This window comes from Acidiphilium sp. C61 (genome assembly GCF_905116885.1).
Lineage (GTDB): Bacteria > Pseudomonadota > Alphaproteobacteria > Acetobacterales > Acetobacteraceae > Acidiphilium.
Genome location: NZ_CAJHNI010000005.1, coordinates 526678 through 548793 on the forward strand (window position 1 = coordinate 526678; position 22116 = coordinate 548793).

The window sequence follows — 22116 nt, forward strand, 5'->3', positions numbered from 1 at the left end:
CGCTGATGCTGGCCCCCTTCACCCCTGGCGCCACCGCCTTCGGCCTTGCCCATGTGCTCGCCGGCGGGCTGGTGCTGGTCAGCCTGATGATGCTGTATCAGGACCGCCTGCCGGCGCTGATCAACGTGCTGGCGCTGCACGCGGCCCTGCTAGGTGTCGCGGTCGGCTGGCAGGCCTGGCTGCAAGGGGCGCCTGAACTCTACATCACCGCGGCGATCGCGATCGGGTTCAAGGCGGTGGCGATTCCGCTGGCGCTGCACCGGATCATCGAGCGGCTCGACATCCATCGCGAGGTCGAGACGGTGGGTGGGATCAGTCTGACGATGCTGGCGGGGATCGGGCTGGTCGCGCTGTCGCTGCTGGTGATGCTGCGCACCGCCGCCGCGGCGGATGCGCTGGCGCGGGAGGATCTCGCACTTGCGCTGTCGGTCATCCTGATCGGGATGCTGATGATGGTAACGCGGCGCAACGCGGTGAGCCAGATCGCCGGGTTCATGATGCTGGAGAACGGGCTGATCCTCGCCGCCGCGGGGGCGCAAGGCATGCCGCTGGTGGTGGAGATCAGCGTCGCCTTCTCGATCCTGATCGCCTTCATCGTGATCGGCGTGTTTCTCTTCCGCATCCGCGAGCGGTTCGACACGGTGGACAGCGCGGCGCTGGACGCGTTCCGGGGAGAGTTGCAATGACGGGCGCTGCCTTTGCCGCGGTGATCGCCACCCTCGCCATTCCGGCGGGTGCCATGCTGCTGCTCGCCACCGTATCCTCCTGGCGGCTGGCGGCGCGGCTGAACGCGATGGCGAGTTGCGCGACGGTGGCCGCTGCCGCCGTGCTGCTGGTCCACCGGCCGGCACCGGACGGGCTGTTCCTGGTGGATGGGCTGAACATCGCCTTCCTGCTGCTGAACGGGCTGGTCGGCTTCACCACCAGCCTGTTCAGCGCGAGCTATATCGGCCACGAGATCGGCACCGGCCGCCTCGCGCCGCATCACCTGCGGCTCTATCACGCAATGTACCAGGCGATGATGCTCGGGATGAATCTCGCGCTGGTCAGCAACAATCTCGGCCTGATGTGGTTTGGCGTCGAACTCGCCACGCTGTCGACGGTGATGATGGTGGGACTCTACCGCAGCCCTGCGGCGATCGAGGCGTCATGGAAATATCTCATCCTCGGCAGTGTCGGCATCGCACTCGCGCTGTTCGGCACGATCCTGGTCTATCTGGCCGCTCAGCCAACGCTGGGCGGCGGGATGAGGGCAATGCAGTGGACCGGCCTGCTCCGGCATGCCGCCTCACTCGACCCCTCGCTGCTCGATGTCGGGTTCGTGTTCCTGCTGATCGGCTATGGCACCAAATCCGGGCTGGTGCCGATGCACGCCTGGCTGCCGGACGCCCATGCCGAGGGGCCGACGCCGATTTCGGCCGTGCTGTCCGGGCTGTTGCTGAACGTGGCGCTCTATGCGCTGCTGCGCTTCAAGATCCTGCTTGCGGCGAGCCATGCCAGCGTCGCCGCCGGGGCCCTGATGGAGGGGTTCGGCCTTGCCACGCTGTTCTTCGCGGCCATCATGCTCTACCGGCGGCGGGACATCAAACGCCTGTTCGCCTATTCCTCGATCGAGCACATGGGCATCATCACCTTCGCCTTCGGCATTGGCGGGCCGATCGGCAATCTCGCAGGGCTGTTGCAGATGGCGATGCACAGCCTGACCAAGTCGGCGATCTTCTTCGCGGTCGGGCATGTGGCGCAGGCCAAGGGGACGCAGAAGATCGCCGAGGTCAGCGGGCTGACGGCGAGCCATCCCTTTCTCGGCTGGACGCTCGTGGCGGGCATCGCGGCGATTGCGGGCCTGCCGCCCTTCGGCATCTTCACCTCGGAATTCCTGCTGATCACCTCGACCTTCGCCCGCGCCCCGCTGCTTGCGGTGCTGCTCGGCCTCGGCATCCTGCTTGCCTTCGGCGCGCTGCTGCTGCGGATGACAGGCCTGTGCTTCGGCCCGCCGAGCCCGGGCAATGCACAGAGTTCCGCCGCGGCGATGCCGCTGCTGCTGCATCTCGGCCTCGTGCTGGCCGTCGGCATCGCGCTGCCGGGATTTCTCTATGATTGGTTCGCCCATGCCGCCGCCCTGCTCGGCTGACGCGCCGGTGATGGTCGACGCCGCCGGATGGCGCGCGGCGGGTGCGGCTCTCGCCGCGGGAGCGGATGCGGCTCTCGCCGCAGGGCAGCGCGTGCTGGTCGCGGTCTGGGCAGCACCGGACGATGCCGGGACGCGCGTTCATCTGGCGACGCGGCGGGCAGACGGGGGCGATCTCGCGGTGATCGCCCTGCGTGCGGAGGACGGCTCCTATCCGTCGATCGGGCGGCATCATCCGGGAGCAATCCTGATGGAGCGGGCCTTGCAGGATGCGAGCGGGCTCCGCGCCGAGGGATTGCCCGATCCGCGCCCCTGGCTCGACCATGAGCGGGATTTCGCCTTCCTGCCCGCCGAGGGCGAGGGGCTGCACCGGATACCGGTAGGGCCGATCCATGCCGGGACGATCGAGCCGGGCCATTTCCGCTTCACGGTGAACGGCGAGACGATCGTGCGGCTGGAGGCGCGGCTCGGCTACACGCACAAGGGCACGCTCGGGCTGATGCGGGGGACGACACCGGATGCGGCGTCGCGTCTCGCCGGGCGGGTTTCGGGCGATTCGACCGTCGCCTATGCGTGGGCGTTTGCCCGCGCGGTGGAAGCGGCGCGCGAGCTTGCCGTGCCGAGGCGGGCGTCGGCATTGCGCGGAGTGATGGCGGAGCTCGAACGCCTCGCCAATCATGCCGGCGATTTCGGGGCGATCTGCAACGATGCCGGTTTCCCGCTGATCAACGCCCATGCCGGCGCGCTGCGCGAGACGATCCTGCGCCAGGCCGAGGCCTGTTTCGGCCACCGGCTGATGATGGACCGGATCGTCCCCGGCGGGGTTGCCGCCGATCTCGCGCCGGCTTCCGCCGCTTCCCTGCGTGCCGAATTGCCGTCCTGGCTCGCGCGGTTCGAGCGACTGGTCGATCTCTATGGCAAGACCGCCTCGTTGCAGGACCGGGTGGTCGGCGCCGGGCGGCTTGCCCCCGATCTTGCCCGCCGCCTCGGCTGCGGCGGCTATGTCGGCCGCGCCGCGGGGCAGGATTTCGACGCCCGGCGCAATGCGCCCTACCCGCCCTATGACCGCCGCATGCCTGACATACCCGTGCTTGCGTCTGGCGATGTCGATGCGCGGGCGCGGATCCGGAGTGCCGAGATCCGCGCCAGCGTCGCCCTGATCGGCGATCTGCTCGGCGATCTGATGGGCGATCTGGCGGCCGGCGACATTCGCGCGCCATTGCCGGAGAGCGAGGCTGAGGCGTTCGGCTGCGCACTGGTGGAGGGGTTCAGGGGCGATGTCTTCGCCGCGGTGCGGCTGCGCGGCGCGGTGGTGGCGGATGCGTTCCTGCGCGATCCGTCATGGTTTCTATGGCCGGCGCTGGAGGCGGTAATCGAGGGCAATATCGTCGCCGACTTCCCGCTCTGCAACAAGAGCTTCAACGCCGCCTATTCGGGGTGCGACCTGTAATGCGCAGAACGCTTTTCGAAAGCCTCCATCGCGGTACCCTGACCGAACCGGCCCCGCCGCGCGATGCCGAAACCGCCGCGCTGGTCGCGGAACTCGACCGGGCGGCGCTGCGGCGGCTCGGCCGGTCGCTGGCGATCCGCGCGGTGGATGCGGGATCGTGCAACGGTTGCGAGCTGGAAATCATCGCCCTCGGCAATGTGCTGTACGATCTGGAGCGGTTCGGGTTGAAACTGGTCGCCTCGCCGCGCCATGCGGATGTGCTGCTGGTGACCGGCCCGATGACGCGGAACATGAGTGCCGCGACCCGGCTCGCCTACGAGGCGATGCCGGCGCCGAAATTCGTGGTCGCCGTGGGCGATTGCGGGCGCGATGGCGGGGTGTTCGCGGCAAGCCCGCATTGCCTGGGCGGCACGGCAGCGGTCCTGCCTGTCACGCTCACGATTCCCGGCTGTCCGCCTGCGCCGGCGGCCCTGCTGCGCGGGCTGATCGGCCTGCTCGGCTAGAGCACTTTCCGATCCGATTGGATCGGATGTAGTGCTCTAGCATATTGATAAGTCGAGCATCTTTATCCGATCAGATGATTCCATCTGATCGGATGATGCTCTAAAGGACCGGCAGCCAAAGGACCGGCGGCGCGGCCGGCGCTTCAGCCGTGGCCGCCGATCTCGATCGAGAGCAGGTCCTGCATGTCGGTCGCGTGCTCGCTTTCCTCTTCGAGGATGTTGGTGAGCATCAGCGCAGTGACCGGGTCGTGCGGCTCGAAATGGTCGATCATCCGGCGGTAGAGGCCGATCACCTCGCGCTCGGCGGCGAGGTTCTGTTCGACGAGGCCGGCGAGATCCGCCCTGGTGCCGAATTCGCCGAAACGGGTTTCGAGTCCGTGCGGGGAGAAATCAGGCGTGCCGCCGAGTTCGCGGATGCGCTGGGCGATGGCGAGCATGTGGCGGCGCTCGTCATTTGCCTGTTCCTGGAACTCGACGCCGATGCGCGGCTGTTTCAGCCCGGCAAGCGAGACCGACATCATGGTGTAGCGCCAGATGCAGAGAATTTCGGCCGTAAGCGCGCTTTGCAGCAGGATCAGCGCGGGGTCGGCACCCACCGCCTGTTCCTCGTGAAACGCGCCCTGCATCCGTGCCGAGACGGCGCGCACATCGTTGAGAAAAGCGTTCGGCGCTGCATGTTCGACCTGGTCCATCACGCTGTCCACTCCGCTGATCGCCGCCTCGCTGCGGCAATCTCATGATGACAGAATCGCGACGCCGACTCAACGCGCGCGACGGCCGCGCGCGAGTTCGGTGACGATGCCATGCAGCGTGCGCAATTCCTGTTCCGTCACCTCGCCGCGCTGGAAGAAATGGCGGATGTTGCGCACCATGCCGGGGCGCTTCTGCTCGTTGCGCAGGAAGCCGGCCTCGTCGCATTCGGCGATCAGGTGGGTGAGGAAATTTTCCAACTCGCCCTTGGTCGCGACATGGGTCTTGTGGGTCTGCAGCGTGCGGACCGGGGCGGCCTCGCCGGCAATCCACCATTCATAGGCCATCACCATCACCGCCTGGGCCAGGTTGAGGGACATGAAGCGCGGGTTGAGCGGGTAGCGGATCAGGCTGTCGGCGCAGGCGATGTCGTCATTGTCGAGGCCGGCGCGCTCGGGGCCGAACAGGATGCCGCATTTGAGGTCGCGGGCGCCGATCTCGCGCAGTTCGGCGGCGGCACCACGGGCGGTAAGCAGCGGCTTGACGATATGGCGCGGGCGCGGACAGGTGGCAAAGACGCGGTGAAGGTCGGCCACCGCATCGGCCACCGTGTCATGCACCGTCGCGGCTTCGAGGATGCGGTAGGCGCCGGAGGCGGTGCGCATCGCCCGGTCCTGCGGCCAGCCGTCCCGCGGGGCGACGAGGCGGAGATGGAACAGCCCGCCATTGCCCATCGCCCGCGCGACCGAGCCGATATTCTCGGCAAGCTGCGGGCGGACCAGAATAATGACCGGGGACGGGTCGATCGGTGCGAGATCAGCACCTTCGTCGCGACCGGTCATGCGCGCCGCCAGGTGGTGCCGCCGGGACCGTCCTCGAGCAGGATGCCGGCGGCGGCGAGTTCGGCGCGGATCGCATCGGCGCGAGCGAAATCCTTGTTCCTGCGCGCAGCGAGACGCTCGGCGATCAGCCCGTCGATCCGCGCATCGTCGGTCGCATCGCCGCGGAACCAATGGCCGGAGGCGTGATTGAAAATCCCGATCATTTGGCCGGCGGCGCGCAGGCCGGCGGCGCTGGCGGCATCGCCCTGCATCGCCGCGTCGGCCAGAGCGTGGAGTTCGGCGATGGCGCCGGGCGTGTTCAGGTCATCCGCCAGCGCCTCGATGAAGGCGGCGGGCGGGGTGGCGGCGGGCGCGGGGTCGGCGTGTTTTTCCAGCGCGCGGTAGAACCGGTCGAGCTCCCGCTTCGCCTCGGCCAGCGCGGCGGCGGAGAAGTCGAGCACGCCGCGATACTGCGTCTTGAGCAGCAGGAAGCGCACGGCCTCGCCCGGGGCCTCGCCCAGCACGTCCTGCACGGTGCGGAAATTGCCGAGGGATTTCGACATTTTCTGCCCGTTCACCTGCAACATGCCGGCATGCACCCAGACACGGGCGAGTTCGGAGCCGGGAAAGGCGCAGCAGGACTGGGCAATCTCGTTCTCATGATGCGGAAAGATCAGGTCGGCGCCGCCGCCATGGATATCGATGGTCTCGCCGAGAGTGGCGTGGATCATCGCCGAGCATTCGATATGCCAGCCCGGCCGGCCGCGACCCCAGGGGCTGTCCCAGCCCGGCAGGTCGGGCGGCGAGGGTTTCCAGAGCACGAAATCGCCCGGATCGCGCTTGTAGGTGGCGACATCCACCCGCGCGCCGGCGAGCAGTTCCTCGGGCGAGCGGCCGGAGAACTTGCCGTATTGCGCATCGGTCGCGACGGCGAACAGGACATGGCCCTCGGCGGCATAGGCATGGCCGCGGGCGATCAGCCGCTCGATGAGGGCAATGATGTCGCCGATATGTCCGGTGGCGCGCGGCTCGATGTCGGGCGGGACGCAATAGAGCGCGGCAATGTCCTCGTGGAACCAGCGCGTGGTCCGCGCGGTGATCTCGCCGATCGACTCGCCGGTCTCGGCGGCGCGGGCGTTGATCTTGTCGTCGATGTCGGTGATGTTCCGCACATAGGTCACGCGCGGAAACAGATGGCGCAGCAGCCGGACCAGCGTGTCGAACACCACCACGGTGCGCGCATTGCCGAGATGCGCGCGGTCATAGACCGTGGGACCACAGACATAGAGCTTCACATGCGCGGGATCGGCGGGGGCGAAGGGCTCGCGCCGGCGTGTTTTCGTGTTGTGCAGCTTGATCTGGATCATGGCCGCGGATTTCCTCTCCGGGCAAGCGGAAGTCAACCGGCGCGTCGGCGGCAGCGCTGAAACGGCCCGCTCGTTGACAGGACCTGAGAGGTCCTGTATCCATCGTGATCAGTAATTGAGAATAATTCTCATTCTCAATTTATCCCGGAGACCGCTCTTGTCGCAGACCGCCGTGTCACCGCGTTCCCGCCGTTCGCGCCTGCCCTTTCTCGCCGTGCTCGGCCCCGGCATCGTGGTCATGCTCGCGGATACCGAGGTGGGCAGCATCATCACGGCGTCGCAATCCGGCGTCGCCTGGGGGTATCGGCTGCTGCTGCTGCAGTTCATCCTGATCCCCATCCTGTATGTCGTGCAGGAGCTTACCGTCCGGCTTGGCATTTTCACCGGCAAGGGCCATGGCGAGCTGATCCGCGACACGTTCGGCAAGGGCTGGGCGTGGCTTTCGGCCGCGGGCCTCGCGGTCGCCACGATCGGCGCGCTGTTGTCGGAATTCTCCGGTGTGGCCGGCGTGGGCGAGTTGTATGGCATCCCCCGCGCGGTGACGCTGACGCTCTCGGTGGTGTTCCTGCTCGTGGTCGCGTTCACCGGCTCCTATCGCCGGGTCGAGCGGGTGGCGATCGGGCTCGGCCTGTTCGAGCTGGTGTTTTTCGTCATCGCCTTCGTCTCGCGGCCGGATGCGGGGCAGATCGCCGCGCAGACCTTCCAGCCGGCGCTCGGCGATCCGGGCTATCTCTACCTCGTCGCCGCCAATATCGGCGCCGTGATCATGCCGTGGATGATCTTCTACCAGCAATCGGCGGTGGCGGATAAGCGGCTGACGCCGGCGGATTTCAAATATGCGCGCTGGGATACCGCGATCGGCGCCATCGTTACCCAGCTCGTCATGGCGGCGGTGCTGATCTCGACCGCCGCGACGATCGGCCGGCACAACCCCAATGCCAGCCTGAACACGGTGGGCGACATCACCGCCGCCCTCACCCCCTATCTTGGCGTGGCGATGGGCAAGCTCGTGTTCGGCGCCGGCGTGCTTGGCGCCGGGCTGGTCGCGGCGATCGTCGCCTCGCTTGCGCTGGCCTGGGGGCTTGGCGAGGTGGCCGGGTATCGCCGCTCGCTGGAGGATCATCCGCTGCGCGCGCGGTGGTTCTACGGGGTCTATGCCGCCTGCCTGATCCTCGGCGCGGTGCTGGTCGGCGTGGTGCCGAATCTCGTGATCCTGAACATCGCCGTCGAGGTGATGAACGCGCTGCTGCTGCCGCTGGTGCTCGGCTTCCTGGTGATGCTCGGCCTCAAGGCGCTGCCGCCGCAGGTGCGGCTGCGGGGCTGGTATGCCGGGCTCGCGATCGCGATGTCGGTCCTGACCGCGGGGCTTGGCGTCTATGGCGGGCTGTCCGGGGCCGGGCTGTTCTGATCCTGCCCGCCCTTCCTTGACAGGGGAAGCCCCGGCTCCTCAAATCGGGCCCAGAAGAACGGGGGGCTCAATGACACTGGATCCGGATCTGGCGGCAAGGGTGATGAGCGCCGTGGATGCCGGGTTCGAGGAGCAACTCGCCTTCACCCAGGCGCTGGTGCGCTTTCCCTCCACCCGCGGCGCCGAGGCGCCGATCCAGGATTTCGTCCATCGCGCGCTGCGGGACCGTGGCTATGCGATGGACCGCTTCAACATGGACCGCGACGCGCTGGCACGACACGAGGGTGCTGGGCGGATTTCGGCCGAACATTCCGACGCGCCGATCGTGATCGGCACCCACCGGCCACGGCGCGACACCGGCCGCTCGCTGATCCTGCAGGCGCATGTCGATGTCGTGCCGACCGGCCCGGCGGACATGTGGCGCCATCCGCCCTTCGAGCCGGTGATCGCGGAAGGCTGGATGCACGGGCGGGGCGCTGCCGACATGAAGGCCGGCCACGCCGCCAATATCTTCGCCCTCGATGCGCTGCGCCGCGCCGGTGTCCAGCCGGCCGGAACCGTGCATGTCGAATCGGTGGTGGAGGAGGAATCGACCGGCAATGGCGCGCTGATGACGCATCTGCGCGGCTATCGCGCCGACGCCGCGCTGATTCCCGAGCCGCAGGACGAGCGACTGGTGCGCGCGAATGTCGGCGTGCTCTGGTTCGAGATCGAGGTGCGCGGCGCGCCGGCGCATGTCCGCGCCATGGCGGAGGGGGCGAACGCGATCGATGCCGCGTATCGCATCATCGCCGATCTGCGCGGGCTGGAGGCGGAGTGGAACGCGCGCAAGGACGCGCATCCGCATTTCGCCGCCGAGCCGCACCCGATCAACCTCAATCTCGGCCGGATCGAAGGTGGGGACTGGGCCTCCTCGGTGCCGAGCCGATGCCGGCTTTCCTGCCGGATCTCGCTCTACCCGGGCACGCGGGCGGGCGATGCCGCGCGCGAAATCGAGGCGCGGATCACAGCCTTCGCCGCGACCGACCCGATGCTCGCCGCCAATCCGCCGCGCGTCAGCTTCAACGGCTTCTTCGCCGAGGGCTACGTGCTGGAGCCGGGATCGGCGGCGGAGGCGGCGCTGGCCGGCGCCCACGCGATGGCGACCGGCGCGCCGCTCGGCACGATGATAACCGGCGCCTATCTCGATGCGCGGGTGCATGCGCTCTACGATCGGATTCCGGCACTGTGCTACGGCCCGGTCTCGCGCGGGATACACGGGATCGACGAGGCGGTGGACCTCGCCTCGGTGCGGCGGGTGACGAAGGCGATCGCGCTGTTCGTCGCCGCCTGGTGCGGATTGGAGCCGGGCTGAACCGGCGGAGACAACAGGAGCAAAAATGACCGAACTCTGGCGCCTTACCGCATCCGACCTCGCCGCGCGCATCCGAAGGCGCGAGATTTCCGCGCGCGAGGCAGCCGCCGCCGCGCTCGCCCGGCTTGACGCGGCGAACCCGGCGATCAACGCCGTGATCGACCATCGCCCGGAGCAGGTGCTGGCCGCCGCGGCCGGGATCGACGCGGCGCTCGCCCGTGGCGACGATCCCGGCCCGCTTGCAGGCGTTCCCGTCACGGTGAAGGTGAATATCGACCAGAAAGGCTTCGCCACCACCAACGGAATCCGTCTGCAGAAAGACCTGGTCGCGCAGCGCAGCAGCCCGGTCGTCGACAATCTCGAACGCGCGGGGGCGGTCATCATCGGCCGCACCAATACCCCCGCCTTCTCGATGCGCTGGTTCACGACCAACCTGCTGCACGGCGATACGCGCAATCCGCACGACCCGGCGCTGACGCCCGGCGGCTCGTCCGGCGGGGCGGCGGCGGCGGTCGCGAGCGGGATCGGCGCCTTCGCCCACGGCACCGACATTGCCGGCTCGATCCGCTATCCCGCCTATGCCTGCGGCCTGCATGGATTGCGGCCGAGCATTGGCCGTGTCCCGGCGTTCAACGCCTCGGGGCCCGAGCGCGGCATCGGGGCGCAGATCACCGCCGTCTCGGGCCCGATCGGGCGCAGCATGGCGGATCTGCGGCTGGCCCTCGCGGCGATGGCGCAGCCCGACGCCGATCCGGACGGGCCGCGCGACCCATGGTGGTGCCCCGCACCGCTCGACGGGCCGGATCTGCCGCGGCGGGCGGCACTCTGCCTGCGCCCAGGCGGGATGAAGGTGGTCCCCGAGGTCGAGGCGGCGCTGATCGCGGCGGGCCGCGCGCTGGAGAGTGCGGGCTGGACGGTCGAGACGATCGACGACCTGCCGCACATGCGCGAGGCGGTCGAGGTGCAGATCCAGCTCTGGCTCGGCGATGGTTTCGACACGCTGGCCGCGACCGTCGCGCAGGAGGGCGATCCGGGCGCGATGACGGTGATCGAGTCCTTCCGCGCGCAGGCGAAATCCTGGCCGGGCGACGTGGTCGCGCTGGCGCTGAAGCGTCGCGCCACCATCGCCCGCGCCTGGCGCCAGCTGCTCGCCCGCTTCCCCGTGCTGATGATGCCCACCTCCGGCGAACTGCCCTTCCGCGAGGGGCTCGACCTTGCCGGGCCGGACTCGTTCCGCCGTGTGTGGGACGCGCAGGCGACGCAGATCGCGCTGCCCCTGGTCGGCCTGCCGGGACTGAATGTCGCGACCGGGTTTGCCGGCCGCGCGCCGCTGGGCGTGCAACTCGTCGCAGCCCCCTTCCGCGAGGACGTGCTGCTCGCCGCCGGTGCCGCGATCGCACGGGACGATGCACCGGTCATGCCCATCGATCCGCGCAGCGCGGGCTGACCCTCCGGGCCGACCCGGCCAGCACCGGCCAGCGTTGCGCGAAACGCCGGGCGATATCCACATGGATCAAGGCGCAGACAGGCACCATCGAGCAGTCTTGCGCTAGAGCATCATCCGATCAGATGGACTCATCTGATCGGATAAAGATGCTCTAGTTATCAACAAGATAGAGCACGACATCCGATCCTGATGGATCGGAACGTGCTCTAGTGATCCTGTGGACGAAGGAGACTCGATCATGAACAGGCTGAAATGGATTGCGGCACTCGCCGGGCTCGCCGCCCTGCCGGGCCTCGCCTTCGCGCAGGCCGGGCCGGGGCCGGGAGGGTTCGGCTACGGGCCAGGCATGATGTGGTGGGATGACGGGTGGACGACGATGTTTCTCGGACCTTTTTTCATGATCCTCGCGCTCGCCGTGATCGTGATGGTCGCGGTGGCGGTGCTGCGCTCGGCCGGAACGTTCAGCCACGGGACAGCGCATCCGCCGCAGCGCACGGCGCTCGACATCCTAAAGGAGCGGTTCGCCCGCGGCGAGATGGACGCCGCCGAATTCGAATCGCGGCGACGGCTGCTGGGCGAGTAGAGCACGACATCCGATCAGATGACCCCATCTGATCGGATGATGCTCTGGCCCCCGGCGCCGCCGGAGGGCCACGCCGTTACAGGATGCCGTTACAGGATGAAGCGGCCGAGATCGCCGCGGGCGGCGAGCGGGGCAACCTTGTCCTCGACGAGTGCTGCATCGACCGTCACCGTCTCGCCGGCGCGGTCGGTCGCGGCGAAGCTGATCTCCTCGAGCAGCCGCTCCAGCACCGTGGCCAGGCGCCGCGCGCCGATATTCTCGACCCGGTCGTTGATGTCGGCGGCGAGCGCTGCCACCGCCTCGATCGCATCGTCGGTGAAGTGCAGGTCGACATTCTCGGTCTTGAGCAGGGCGACATACTGCTTGAGCAGGGAATGTTCCGGCTCGGTCAGGATGCGGCGGAAATCCTCGCGCGAGAGCGAGGCGAGCTCGACACGGATCGGCAGCCGCCCCTGCAGTTCCGGCAGCAGGTCCGACGGCTTGGCGACGTGGAATGCGCCGGAGGCGATGAAGAGAATGTGATCGGTCTTCACCGGGCCGTATTTGGTCGAGACCGTGGTGCCCTCGATCAGCGGCAGCAGGTCGCGCTGCACCCCCTCGCGCGAGACGTCGCCGCCGCGAAAGCCGCTCTCGGTACGCGCACAGATCTTGTCGATCTCGTCGAGGAACACGATTCCGTGGGTCTCGGCATGCAGGCGGGCATCGGCGTTGAGCTGTTCGTTGTCGAGCAGGCGGTCGGCCTCCTCGCGCTCCAGCGCGGCGCGGGCGGCCGCGACGGTCATGCGCTTGCGGCCGTGCTGGCGGCCGAACATCGACTTCATCATGTCGCCAAGGTTGATCGCCCCGCCCGGCGGCATGCCCGGCATGTCCATCTGGCCGATCACGTTGGGCGGCGTCTCGCTGACATCGACGTCGATTTCCTTGTCCTCCAGCTCGCCGTCGCGCAGCATGCGGCGGAAGCGATTGCGCGTCTCCGACGAGGCGCCTTCGCCCACCAGCGCGGTGAGCAGCCGGTCCTCGGCGGCGAGTTCGGCGCGGGCCTGCACGCCCTTGCGGCTCATCTCGCGCAACATGGTGAGGGACACCTCGACGAGGTCGCGCACGATGCCCTCGACATCGCGGCCGACATAGCCCACCTCGGTGAATTTCGTCGCCTCGACCTTGATGAAGGGCGCCTGGGCGAGCTTCGCGAGGCGGCGGGCGATCTCGGTCTTGCCGCAGCCGGTCGGGCCGATCATCAGGATGTTCTTCGGCACCACCTCCTCGCGCAGCCCCTCGGGGAGCTGCTGGCGGCGCCAACGGTTGCGCAGGGCGATGGCGACGGCGCGCTTCGCGTCCTGCTGGCCGATGATGAACCGGTCGAGCTCGGAGACGATTTCGCGCGGCGTGTAGGTCGGGCTGTCGATCACAGGATTTCCACCGTTACGTGATGGTTGGTGTAGACGCAGATGTCGCCGGCGATCTTCATCGCCCGCCTGGCGATCTCCTCGGCGGTCATGCCGTCCACCGAGATCAGCGCGCGCGCCGCGGCGAGGGCGTAATTGCCGCCGGAGCCGATGGCGATGATGCCGTCTTCGGGTTCCAGCACGTCGCCATTGCCGGTCAGGGTGTAGGCGTGAGTGCGGTCGGCAACCGCCATCATCGCCTCCAGCCGCCGGAGATAGCGGTCGGTCCGCCAGTCCTTGGCGAGTTCGACGCAAGCGCGCTCGAGCTGATTGGGGAAGCGCTCCAGCTTCGCCTCCAGCCGTTCGAGCAGGGTGAAGGCGTCGGCCGTGGCGCCAGCGAACCCGGCCACGACATTGCCGTTGCCGATTCGCCGCACCTTGCGCGCATTGCCCTTCACCACGGTGTTGCCGAGCGAGACCTGGCCATCGCCGGCCATGGCCACCTGCCCGTCCCGCTGCACACAGAGAATGGTCGTGCCGTGCCAGCCGACCGGATCATGCGAGTTCATCATCCTCTCCAGATGGCACCGCGCGAACGGCCGGGCAAGGCGCCGAAGGTAGCAGGCCGCGCGCCCCGGTCCTCGTTTCATGCTGCAAGCGGTGGCGAAAGCCGCTATGCTGCCGCCGCGCTTCGGGGAGACCACGGGATGGACCGCCGGTTCGGCAGCAGGGCCTACCAGTATTTCGAGTTCATCGTCGTCCAGGCGGTGACGCTGCTGATGGCGATCGTGGTGACGGCAGCGCTCGTGCATCTCATCGTCAACATCGCGCACGACATCCTCGCCACCACCTTCGATCCCACCAACGCGGCGGTGTTCCAGTCGGTGTTCGGGGGGATCTTCACCGTCGTCATCGCGCTGGAATTCAAGCGCTCGATCCTGGTGACCAGCGAGCGCGACGAGGGGCCGGTGCGCGTGCGGGTGGTTATCCTGATCGGGATGCTCGCGATCGTCCGCAAGCTGATCATCATGGATCTCGCGCATGAGAACGCGCTGCAACTCCTCGCACTCTCGGTCGCGTTCCTGTCGCTCGGCATCGTCTACTGGCTGGTGCGCGACCAGGACCGACGGGAACAGCGGGACTGAGCGGCGCTGATCGGACCCGGCTTGCCAGGCTTCCGGACCCCGGCTTAGTGTGAGACATCCACATTTACCGATAAAAAACATGTCAGGGAGGATCACATGCAGGGCCGGACTGCGGCGACGATCGCCGCCCGCCTCGACCGCCTGCCGCCGTCGCGCGCGGTCTGGACCATCATCGTCCTGATCTCGCTGGGCGGCATTTTCGAGTTCTATGACCTGTTCTTCACCGGCTATGTCGCGCCCGGCATGGTCGGCGAGGGGCTGTTCAAGCCCGAATCGCTCGGCTTCCTCTCCGGGCTCAGCGTGCTGAAGGTCGCCGGCTTCGGCACCTTCGTGTTCGCCACCTTCGCCGGACTCTGGGTCGGCGCGCTGCTGTTCGGCCAGGTCGCCGACCGGTTCGGCCGCCGCGCGGTCTTCACCGGCGCGCTGCTGTGGTACATGGTCTGCACAGCGATCATGGCGTTCCAGACCAGTGGCCTCGCGCTCGATGCCTGGCGCTTCATCGCCGGCATCGGCATCGGCGTCGAGCTCGTCACCATCGATACCTTCATCTCCGAGATCATTCCCCGCCGCGAGCGCGGCAAGGCTTTCGCGGTCAACCAGTTCATCACCTTCCTCGTGGTGCCGCTGATCGCGTTCCTGGCCTATGCGATGAAGGGCAGCAAACCGTTCGGGCTGGACTACTGGCGGGTGTTGATCCTGATCGGCTCGGTCGGCGCGGTAGTGGTGTTTGCCTTGCAGCGGGGCATTCCCGAGAGCCCGCGCTGGCTCGCCCGCCACGGGCGGATGGCGGAGGCGGAGGCGATCGTCGCCGATCTCGAGCGGCGGGTGGCCGCCGAAACCGGCCAGCCCCTGCCGCCGCCGCAGCCCGCCGCACCGGAAGAGAGCGGCGCGGGGTCGATCATGGAGATTTTCGGTGCCGAATATCTGCGGCGGACCATCATCCTGTCGGTCTTCAACATGGCGCAGGTGATCGGCTTCTACGGCTTCGCCGCCTGGGTGCCGACGCTGCTGATCCATCGCGGCATCACCGTCACCCACAGCCTCGAATATGCCTTCATCATCGCCATCGCCAATCCGTTCGGCCCGCTGCTCGGCACCGTCTTTGCCGACCGGATCGAACGCAAGACGCAGATCATCGGCGCGCTCGTCATCATGGCGGTGGTGATCGGCCTGTTCGCGCAGAGCTCGGCGCCGCCGGTGCTGATCGCCCTCGGCGTGCTGTTCACGCTGGCCTCGAACGTGATGTCCTTCGCCTATCACGGCTACCAGCCGGAGCTGTACCCCACCCGGATCCGCGCCCGCGCGGTCGGTTTCGTGTATTCGTGGAGCCGGCTGGCGGCAGCCTTCGCCGGCCTCGCGATCGGCGTGCTGCTCGCCCGGTATGGCGTACCGGGCGTGGCGGTATTCATCGGCATCGCCATGCTGGTGGGCATCGCGATGATCGGGCTCGGCCCCTCGACCAGGGGGCTCGCGCTCGAACAGATCAACCACTGAGCGAAGTTTCGCCGGCCGGCTGATTGGCGGGCCGGCGAAATTGGGCTAGGCCAGCCCCCATGAGCCGAACCGCAAGCATCACGCGCACCACATCCGAAACCTCGATCGAGCTGATGCTCGACCTCGATGGCGCCGGCAATACCGACATCGCCACCGGAATCGGGTTCTTCGATCACATGCTGACCGCGCTCGGCCGGCACGCCATGCTCGACCTGATCGTCCGCGCCGAGGGCGACCTGCATATCGATGCCCATCATACGATCGAGGATGTCGGCATCGTGCTCGGCCAGGCGCTCCGCGAGGCGCTGGGCGACAAGCGCGGCATCACCCGCTTCGGCTTTGCCGCAACTCCGATGGACGAGGCGCTGTGCGAGGCCGCGATCGATCTTTCCGGGCGCGGGTTCCTGGTGTTCGACGTGCCGTTCGAGCGGCAGACGATCGGCGACATGGACACCCAGCTCGTGCAGGAATTCTTCCAGGCGCTGACCGCCAATGCCGGCTTCGCGCTGCATCTGACCCGCCGCGCCGGGCACAACGCGCATCACGTGGCCGAGGCCGCGTTCAAGGCCGCGGCGCGGGCGCTGCGCATGGCGGTCGAGCCTGATCCGCGCGCGGCCGGCGCAATTCCCTCGACCAAGGGGGTGCTGTGAGGATTGCGGTCATCGATTACGGCAGCGGCAATCTCGCCTCGGCGGCGCGCGGGCTTGAGCTCGCCGCCTCCCGGCTCGGGCTCGACGCGACCGTCTCGATCACCGACGATGCCGAATTCGTCGCCGGTGCCGACCGCATCGTATTGCCCGGACAGGGCGCCTTCGCCGATTGCGCGCACGGGCTCGCCGCCCGCCCCGGGCTTGCCGCCGCGATGCATCGCCGGGTCGAGGCCGGGGCGCCGTTCCTTGGCATCTGTGTCGGCATGCAGCTGATGGCCGAACGCGGGCTCGAACACGAAATCACGCCCGGCTTCGGCTGGATCAGCGGCGATATCGCACAGATTCGCGCCGATGGCCTGCGGCTGCCCCACATGGGCTGGAACGAGCTGGCCTTCACCCCCGGCGCGCATCCGTTGCTGGAGGGGCTGGTGCCGGGCGATCATGCCTATTTCGTGCATTCCTACGCCCTGCACACGGACGACCGCAGCGCGGTGATCGCCACCACCTCGTACGGTGAAGAAATCGTGGCAATGGTTGCAACCGGGAACCGGGCGGGTACACAATTCCACGTTGAGAAAAGCCAGGAGGTCGGCCTGACGATCCTGGGGAATTTCCTGCGCTGGACACCATGATGACCCGATCCGACCTCTGCGACCTGCCGCCACCTTCAAGCATGCAGGTGGACCGCCTGACCGCGCTCGCCGATGACGACATGCAGACCTTGTGCGAGGCGGCCGATGCGGCAATCATCGATGGCGGCGGGTTCGGCTGGCTGCGCCCGCCGGGTCGCGCGGCACTCGAACAGTATTTCCGCGGGGTGGTGATGGTGCCGGAGCGGGAGCTGTTCGTCGGCCGGATGGATGGCGTGATCTATGGCGCCGCCCAGCTCGTCCGCCCGCCGCGCAACAACGAGGCGCAGGCTTTCGGCGCGACGCTCGCGCATAATTTCGTCGCCCCCTACGCGCGCGGCCACGGCCTCGCCCGGCTGATCGTCCAGCGGGTCGAGGACCGCGCACGCGCCCTCGGCTATCAGGTGCTCAACCTCGATGTCCGCGAGACCCAGACCGCCGCCATCGCGCTCTACGAGGCGGTCGGCTTCATCCGCTGGGGCACCCACCCGGCCTATGCCCGCACTGACGGGCAGACGATCGGCGGGCATTTCTACTACAAGATGTTGCAGGCGTCCTGACATGGCTTTGACCCTCTACCCGGCGATCGACCTCAAGGATGGCGCCTGCGTGCGGCTGCGCCGCGGCGAGATGGATCAGGCGACGGTCTATGCCGAGGACCCTTCCGCCCAGGCCCGCGCCTTCGAGGCTGCCGGATTCGTGGCACTGCATGTGGTCGACCTGAACGGTGCCTTCGCCGGCCGGCCGGTGAATGGCGAGGCGGTGCGCGCGATACTCGCCGCGGTGTCGATGCCGGTCCAACTCGGCGGCGGCATTCGCGACATGGCGGGCATCGCCGCCTGGATCGAGCTTGGCATCTCGCGCGTCATTCTCGGCAGTGCCGCGGTGAAGAACCCTGCCCTGGTGCGCGAGGCGGCCGCCGCCTTTCCGGGGCGGATCGTCGTCGGCATCGACGCACGGGACGGCATGGTCGCAACCGAAGGCTGGGCCGAAACCTCGGCGCTGCCGGCGACCGAAATGGCGGTGCGGCTGCAGGATGCCGGCATCGCCGCCATCATCCACACCGATATCGCGCGCGATGGGATGCTCCAGGGCCTCAATCTCGACGCCACCGAGGCCCTCGCCGCCGCCATCGCCATTCCGGTGATCGCCTCGGGCGGTGTGGCCGGCATCGAGGATATCCGCAACCTGCGCGCCGCCGCCGCACGCACGCCGAACCTTGCCGGCACGATCATCGGCCGCGCCCTCTACGATGGCCGGATCGACCCGCGGGAAGCGCTGGCGGAGGCCGCCGCATGCTGAAGCTGCGAGTCATTCCCTGCCTCGACGTCAAGGACGGGCGCGTGGTCAAGGGGGTGAACTTCGTCTCGCTGCGCGATGCCGGCGACCCGGTGGAGCAGGCCGTGGTCTATGACCGCGCGGGCGCCGACGAACTCACCTTTCTCGACATCACCGCGAGCCACGAGAACCGCGACACGATCATCGACGTGGTCGGCCGCACCGCAGCCAGAGTGTTCCTGCCGCTGACCGTGGGCGGCGGCATCCGCAGCACGGATGACATGCGCCGCCTGCTGCTGGCCGGTGCGGACAAGTGCAGCATCAATTCGGCCGCCATTTCCCGCCCCGATTTCATCAACGAGGCGGCGCGGAAATTCGGCAGCCAGTGCGTTGTCGTCGCGGTCGATGCACGGCGCGGCGGCGAGGGCTGGGAGGTGTTCACCCATGGCGGGCGGCGCGGCACCGGGATCGACGCGGTGGGCTGGTGCGCCGAGATGGCCGCGCGCGGGGCGGGCGAGATCCTGCTGACCTCGATGGACCGCGACGGCACGGGTCTCGGCTTCGATCTCGACCTGCTGCGCGCCGTGACCACGCGGGTCAATATCCCCGTGATCGCCTCGGGCGGCGTCGGCACGCTCGCGCATTTCGTCGAGGGTGCGGCGGCGGGTGCGACCGGCCTGCTCGCCGCCAGCGTGTTCCATTTCGGCCAGTTCACCATCGCCGAGGTGAAGGCCGCTCTTGCCGCCGCCGGCCTGCCGGTTCGTCCGGTCGACCCGCGCTAGAGGTTCCCATGCCCAAGAAACCCGTGAAATCCACCCTGCCCGACACCAAGGCGAAGAAGGCCGACGGCAAGGCCGCCGCCAAGCCAAAGGCCAAGCCAAAGGCCAAGCCAAAGGCCAAGCCGAAGGCCAAGCCCGGGGCCAAGCCCGGGGCACGCGCGGTCGCGACCCATCCGCCGGTGCCGCCGCTGAACCCAGCCGCCCCCAACGCGCAGGTTCTCGACCGGTTGTGGTCCACGATTATCGCCCGCAAATCGGCCGATCCGCTGGTCAGCCATTCGGCCCGGCTGCTGTCGCGCGGGATCAACAAGGTGGCGCAGAAATTCGGCGAGGAATCGGTCGAGTGCCTGATCGAGGCCGTCTCCGGCAACCGTGCGGCGCTGATCGCCGAGAGCGCGGACGTGCTGTATCACCTGCTGGTGATGTGGGTGGCGGCGGGGCTGCGGCCGGAGGATGTCTGGCTGGAACTCCAGCGCCGGGAAGGCATTTCCGGGATCGCTGAAAAAGCGTCCCGCCCGATGCTGCTGTCGATCGCGGAAACAAGGAAAATTCCATGAAACCAGGTGTGAGCGGCAAACCGCCCTATGACGAGCAGAACGTCTTCGCCAGGATCCTGCGCGGCGAGATCCCCTGCCGCAAGGTGTTCGAGACCGAATTCGCCCTCGCCTTTCACGACATCAACCCCCAGGCGCCGCAGCATGTGCTGGTGATCCCGAAGGGGAAATACGTCTCCTTCGCCGATTTCTCGGCCGCCGCCAGCGATGCCGAGATCGCCGGCTTCGTGCGCGCGGTGGGCGAGGTTGCGCGGCAGATCGGCGCGGAAGGGACCGGCTACCGGCTGCTCGCCAATATGGGGCCGGACAGCCATCAGGAAGTGCCGCATCTGCACGTGCATGTCTTTGCCGGCCGTCCTCTGGGGCCGATGCTCGTCCGCTGAGCCGATGCTGATCGCGGCGGACCGCCTGTTCCGCGACGGGGCGATCACCGGCCCCGGCGCACTCGTGATCGAGAACGGGCGGATCACGGCAGTGCTCGATTACGATCCGGCGAACCCGGACCTGCGACTCGAAGGCGGCATCCTCGCCCCCGGCCTGATCGACCTGCACAATAACGGCGCCTTCGGCATCGATTGCGCCGAGGCGGATACCGACGGGTTCCGCCATCTCTGCCGGGCCCTCGCCGCCCGCGGCGTCACCAGTTTTGCGCCAACCGTCATCACTGCGCCGTTCGCCGCCCTGCACGGTGCTGCGCGGCGCCTGCGCGCAGCGATGGCGGCGATGGCGGGCGAGACGGTCGCGCGGATGCCGGGCCTGCATCTCGAAGGCCCGTTCCTCGCACCCGACCGGCGCGGCGCCCACCGCGCGGAGTGGCTGCGCGATCCGACCGGCGCAGCGCTGGACGAGCTTCTGGCCGACCCCGATCTCACCGCCACGCTGAAGCTCGTCACCCTCGCGCCGGAACGGCCGGGCGGGCTTGCGGCAGTGCGGCGGCTGACGGGCGCCGGCGTGGCGGTCGCGCTGGGCCATAGCGACGCCGACGCGGCAGACGCGCAGGCCGCGATCGAGGCCGGCGCCCGGCTGGTGACGCATGTGTTCACCGCGATGCGGCCGTTTCATCATCGCGATCCGGGGCTGATCGGCGTCGCCCTCGCCGATCCGCGGGTGCATGCGTGTTTCATTGCCGATGGCGTGCATGCGGATGCGCTGGCGCTGCGCTTCGGCTTCGCCGCCGCAGGGGCGCGGGCAGTGGCGGTGACCGATTCGGTCAGCCTCGCCGGCCTGCCCGAGGGCAGCATGACACGCTTCGGCGGCGATTCCGCGCAGGCGCGGGACGGCGCCGCACGGCGGCCGGACGGATCGCTCACCGGTGCGACGATCACGCTCGATGAAGGGCTGCGCCGCCTGATCGGCGCCGGCATCGCGCCTGCTTCCGCGCTGTCCGCGGTGACCGAAGCCCCCGCCGCAGCCCTCGGCCTGACCGATCGGGGACGGCTCGCCGCCGGGTGCCTGGCCGATCTCGTCTGGTTCGACGATCGATTCGAGATCCGCAATGCCTGGATCGGCGGCACGGCGCTGCATCCCCTGCCCGTCCCGGCGCGCCACGCCCCCGCCATGCCGGCGACGGAGACGATCCGCCGCGATATCGACGAGCTCGACCGCGCGGACAGCGCCACGATCATGGGCGCGTTGCTGGATCAGGAACAGGGAGCGGCGGCGGCGGTGAAACGCGCGATCCCCGCCCTCGCCCGCCTGGCGGAGGGCGTGACGGCGCGGCTCGAAGCCGGTGGGCGGCTGTTCTATGCCGGTGCCGGAACCTCCGGCCGCCTCGCGGTGCTCGATGCGGTGGAATGCGGGCCGACCTTCTCGCTGCCGGACGGGGTGATCATTCCCCTGATCGCCGGCGGCGGCGCGGCGGTAACCGGCGCGGTCGAGGGCGCCGAAGACGATGAGGATGCCGCCGCCGCCTTGCTCGATGAGCACAAGGCGGGCCCGGCGGATGGTCTCGTCGGCATCGCCGCCTCCGGGCGGACGCCGTTCACCCTCGGCGCGCTGCGCGCCGCCGCCGCGCGCGGCCTGCTGACCGGGGCGATCGTCAATGCCGATGGTCCGCTCGCCGCTTCGGCCGACATCGCGGTGGTGATCGCGACGGGTGCCGAAGTGCTCGCCGGCTCGACCCGGCTTTCTGCCGGCACCAGCCAGAAACTCGCGCTCAACGCGCTCTCCACCACGGTGATGATGCGTCTCGGCAAGACGTTCGGCCCCTATATGGTCGATCTCCGCGCCACCAACGCGAAGCTGCGCGCCCGCGCCATCCGCATCGTCGCCGCGATTGCCGGCGCGCCCGAGGCCGATGCGAAAGATGCACTCGAAACAAGCGGTTACGAAGTAAAAACAGCCATCGTCATGCTGGTGTTGCGAATCGGCACGACCGAGGCACGGCTGAGGCTCGGCAAGGCGGGCGGACGATTGCGCGCCGCTCTGGAAAGGGCATAGTCCCTCCCGCAC

The 22116-nt window shown here is 68.5% G+C and carries 23 protein-coding genes; 18 read left to right on the forward strand and 5 right to left on the reverse strand.

The features are described 5' to 3' along the window. Window positions 1–5 precede the first annotated feature (5 nt). The 4 genes from HUW10_RS05260 to HUW10_RS05275 are packed head-to-tail and all read left to right on the forward strand — an operon-like array spanning window position 6 to window position 4081. Window positions 6–686 (forward strand): hydrogenase-4 component E, encoded by a 681-nt coding sequence (locus HUW10_RS05260; RefSeq protein ID WP_174504748.1) that lies wholly within the window; start codon window positions 6–8, stop codon window positions 684–686. Then, window positions 683–2131 carry a hydrogenase 4 subunit F gene (locus HUW10_RS05265; protein WP_174502549.1) on the forward strand — a complete coding sequence of 483 codons (1449 nt, stop codon included), beginning with the start codon at window positions 683–685 and terminating at the stop codon, window positions 2129–2131. The genes HUW10_RS05260 and HUW10_RS05265 overlap by 4 nt, the downstream gene beginning before the upstream one ends. After that, the gene (locus HUW10_RS05270) at window positions 2094–3578 is read left to right on the forward strand and encodes an NADH-quinone oxidoreductase subunit C (protein WP_174502550.1); all 1485 of its coding nucleotides are present in this window, start codon (window positions 2094–2096) and stop codon (window positions 3576–3578) included. Before HUW10_RS05265 ends, HUW10_RS05270 begins: the two co-directional genes overlap by 38 nt. Further along, a complete protein-coding gene (locus HUW10_RS05275) occupies window positions 3578–4081 on the forward strand; it encodes an NADH-quinone oxidoreductase subunit B family protein (protein ID WP_174502551.1) in 504 nt (167 codons plus the stop codon). The genes HUW10_RS05270 and HUW10_RS05275 overlap by 1 nt, the downstream gene beginning before the upstream one ends. Window positions 4082–4224: 143 nt before the next feature. Here HUW10_RS05275 and HUW10_RS05280 read toward each other — a convergent pair whose 3' ends face one another. The 3 genes from HUW10_RS05280 to cysS form a co-directional block, all read right to left on the reverse strand. Then, window positions 4225–4773: a bacterioferritin gene (locus tag HUW10_RS05280; RefSeq protein ID WP_236656224.1), complete on the reverse strand. Its 549-nt coding sequence runs from the start codon at window positions 4771–4773 to the stop codon at window positions 4225–4227. A gap of 69 nt (window positions 4774–4842) precedes the next feature. Then, window positions 4843–5613 (reverse strand): RNA methyltransferase, encoded by a 771-nt coding sequence (locus tag HUW10_RS05285; RefSeq protein ID WP_174502553.1) that lies wholly within the window; start codon window positions 5611–5613, stop codon window positions 4843–4845. Further along, a complete protein-coding gene (gene cysS / locus HUW10_RS05290; protein ID WP_174502554.1) occupies window positions 5610–6959 on the reverse strand; it encodes a cysteine--tRNA ligase in 1350 nt (449 codons plus the stop codon). Before cysS ends, HUW10_RS05285 begins: the two co-directional genes overlap by 4 nt. Before the next feature lie 157 nt (window positions 6960–7116). Here cysS and HUW10_RS05295 point away from each other — a divergent pair, with 157 nt between their 5' ends. The 4 genes from HUW10_RS05295 to HUW10_RS05310 all read left to right on the forward strand — a co-directional run bounded on the left by HUW10_RS05295 (window position 7117) and on the right by HUW10_RS05310 (window position 11751). Beyond that, complete coding sequence (locus tag HUW10_RS05295; protein ID WP_174502555.1) at window positions 7117–8367, forward strand: NRAMP family divalent metal transporter; 1251 nt, start codon at window positions 7117–7119, stop codon at window positions 8365–8367. A gap of 70 nt (window positions 8368–8437) precedes the next feature. After that, window positions 8438–9721, forward strand: a complete 1284-nt coding sequence (locus tag HUW10_RS05300) for an ArgE/DapE family deacylase (RefSeq protein WP_174502556.1) — start codon at window positions 8438–8440, stop codon at window positions 9719–9721. 25 nt (window positions 9722–9746) lie between these two features. Beyond that, window positions 9747–11168, forward strand: a complete 1422-nt coding sequence (locus tag HUW10_RS05305) for an amidase family protein (protein WP_174502557.1) — start codon at window positions 9747–9749, stop codon at window positions 11166–11168. Between the two features lie 238 nt (window positions 11169–11406). Further along, window positions 11407–11751, forward strand: a complete 345-nt coding sequence (locus tag HUW10_RS05310) for an SHOCT domain-containing protein (RefSeq protein WP_174502558.1) — start codon at window positions 11407–11409, stop codon at window positions 11749–11751. Between the two features lie 89 nt (window positions 11752–11840). Here HUW10_RS05310 and hslU read toward each other — a convergent pair whose 3' ends face one another. Next, window positions 11841–13157 carry an ATP-dependent protease ATPase subunit HslU gene (hslU, locus tag HUW10_RS05315; protein WP_174504749.1) on the reverse strand — a complete coding sequence of 439 codons (1317 nt, stop codon included), beginning with the start codon at window positions 13155–13157 and terminating at the stop codon, window positions 11841–11843. Further along, window positions 13157–13708, reverse strand: a complete 552-nt coding sequence (gene hslV, locus HUW10_RS05320; RefSeq protein WP_371808616.1) for an ATP-dependent protease subunit HslV — start codon at window positions 13706–13708, stop codon at window positions 13157–13159. The genes hslU and hslV overlap by 1 nt, the downstream gene beginning before the upstream one ends. 135 nt (window positions 13709–13843) lie before the next feature. On the opposite strand from hslV, the gene HUW10_RS05325 reads away from it, so the two are divergent. The 10 genes from HUW10_RS05325 to nagA all read left to right on the forward strand — a co-directional run bounded on the left by HUW10_RS05325 (window position 13844) and on the right by nagA (window position 22104). Further along, the gene (locus HUW10_RS05325; protein ID WP_174502560.1) at window positions 13844–14281 is read left to right on the forward strand and encodes a phosphate-starvation-inducible PsiE family protein; all 438 of its coding nucleotides are present in this window, start codon (window positions 13844–13846) and stop codon (window positions 14279–14281) included. Between the two features lie 96 nt (window positions 14282–14377). Continuing rightward, window positions 14378–15775: an MFS transporter gene (locus HUW10_RS05330; protein WP_174502561.1), complete on the forward strand. Its 1398-nt coding sequence runs from the start codon at window positions 14378–14380 to the stop codon at window positions 15773–15775. A 59-nt stretch (window positions 15776–15834) separates the two neighbouring features. Next, on the forward strand, window positions 15835–16425 hold the full coding sequence (gene hisB / locus HUW10_RS05335; protein ID WP_174502562.1) for an imidazoleglycerol-phosphate dehydratase HisB: 591 nt from the start codon (window positions 15835–15837) through the stop codon (window positions 16423–16425). Continuing rightward, window positions 16422–17057: an imidazole glycerol phosphate synthase subunit HisH gene (gene hisH / locus HUW10_RS05340; protein WP_174502563.1), complete on the forward strand. Its 636-nt coding sequence runs from the start codon at window positions 16422–16424 to the stop codon at window positions 17055–17057. The genes hisB and hisH overlap by 4 nt, the downstream gene beginning before the upstream one ends. Beyond that, window positions 17054–17614 (forward strand): GNAT family N-acetyltransferase, encoded by a 561-nt coding sequence (locus HUW10_RS05345; protein WP_174502564.1) that lies wholly within the window; start codon window positions 17054–17056, stop codon window positions 17612–17614. Before hisH ends, HUW10_RS05345 begins: the two co-directional genes overlap by 4 nt. Before the next feature lies 1 nt (window position 17615). Then, on the forward strand, window positions 17616–18356 hold the full coding sequence (hisA, locus tag HUW10_RS05350; RefSeq protein WP_174502565.1) for a 1-(5-phosphoribosyl)-5-[(5-phosphoribosylamino)methylideneamino]imidazole-4-carboxamide isomerase: 741 nt from the start codon (window positions 17616–17618) through the stop codon (window positions 18354–18356). Next, complete coding sequence (gene hisF, locus HUW10_RS05355) at window positions 18350–19114, forward strand: imidazole glycerol phosphate synthase subunit HisF (RefSeq protein WP_174502566.1); 765 nt, start codon at window positions 18350–18352, stop codon at window positions 19112–19114. Before hisA ends, hisF begins: the two co-directional genes overlap by 7 nt. A gap of 8 nt (window positions 19115–19122) precedes the next feature. After that, the gene (locus HUW10_RS05360) at window positions 19123–19668 is read left to right on the forward strand and encodes a phosphoribosyl-ATP diphosphatase (protein ID WP_174502567.1); all 546 of its coding nucleotides are present in this window, start codon (window positions 19123–19125) and stop codon (window positions 19666–19668) included. Next, a complete protein-coding gene (locus HUW10_RS05365) occupies window positions 19665–20048 on the forward strand; it encodes an HIT domain-containing protein (protein ID WP_174502568.1) in 384 nt (127 codons plus the stop codon). The genes HUW10_RS05360 and HUW10_RS05365 overlap by 4 nt, the downstream gene beginning before the upstream one ends. Before the next feature lie 4 nt (window positions 20049–20052). Next, window positions 20053–22104 carry an N-acetylglucosamine-6-phosphate deacetylase gene (nagA, locus tag HUW10_RS05370; RefSeq protein WP_174502569.1) on the forward strand — a complete coding sequence of 684 codons (2052 nt, stop codon included), beginning with the start codon at window positions 20053–20055 and terminating at the stop codon, window positions 22102–22104. The last annotated feature ends 12 nt before the right edge of the window (window positions 22105–22116 follow it).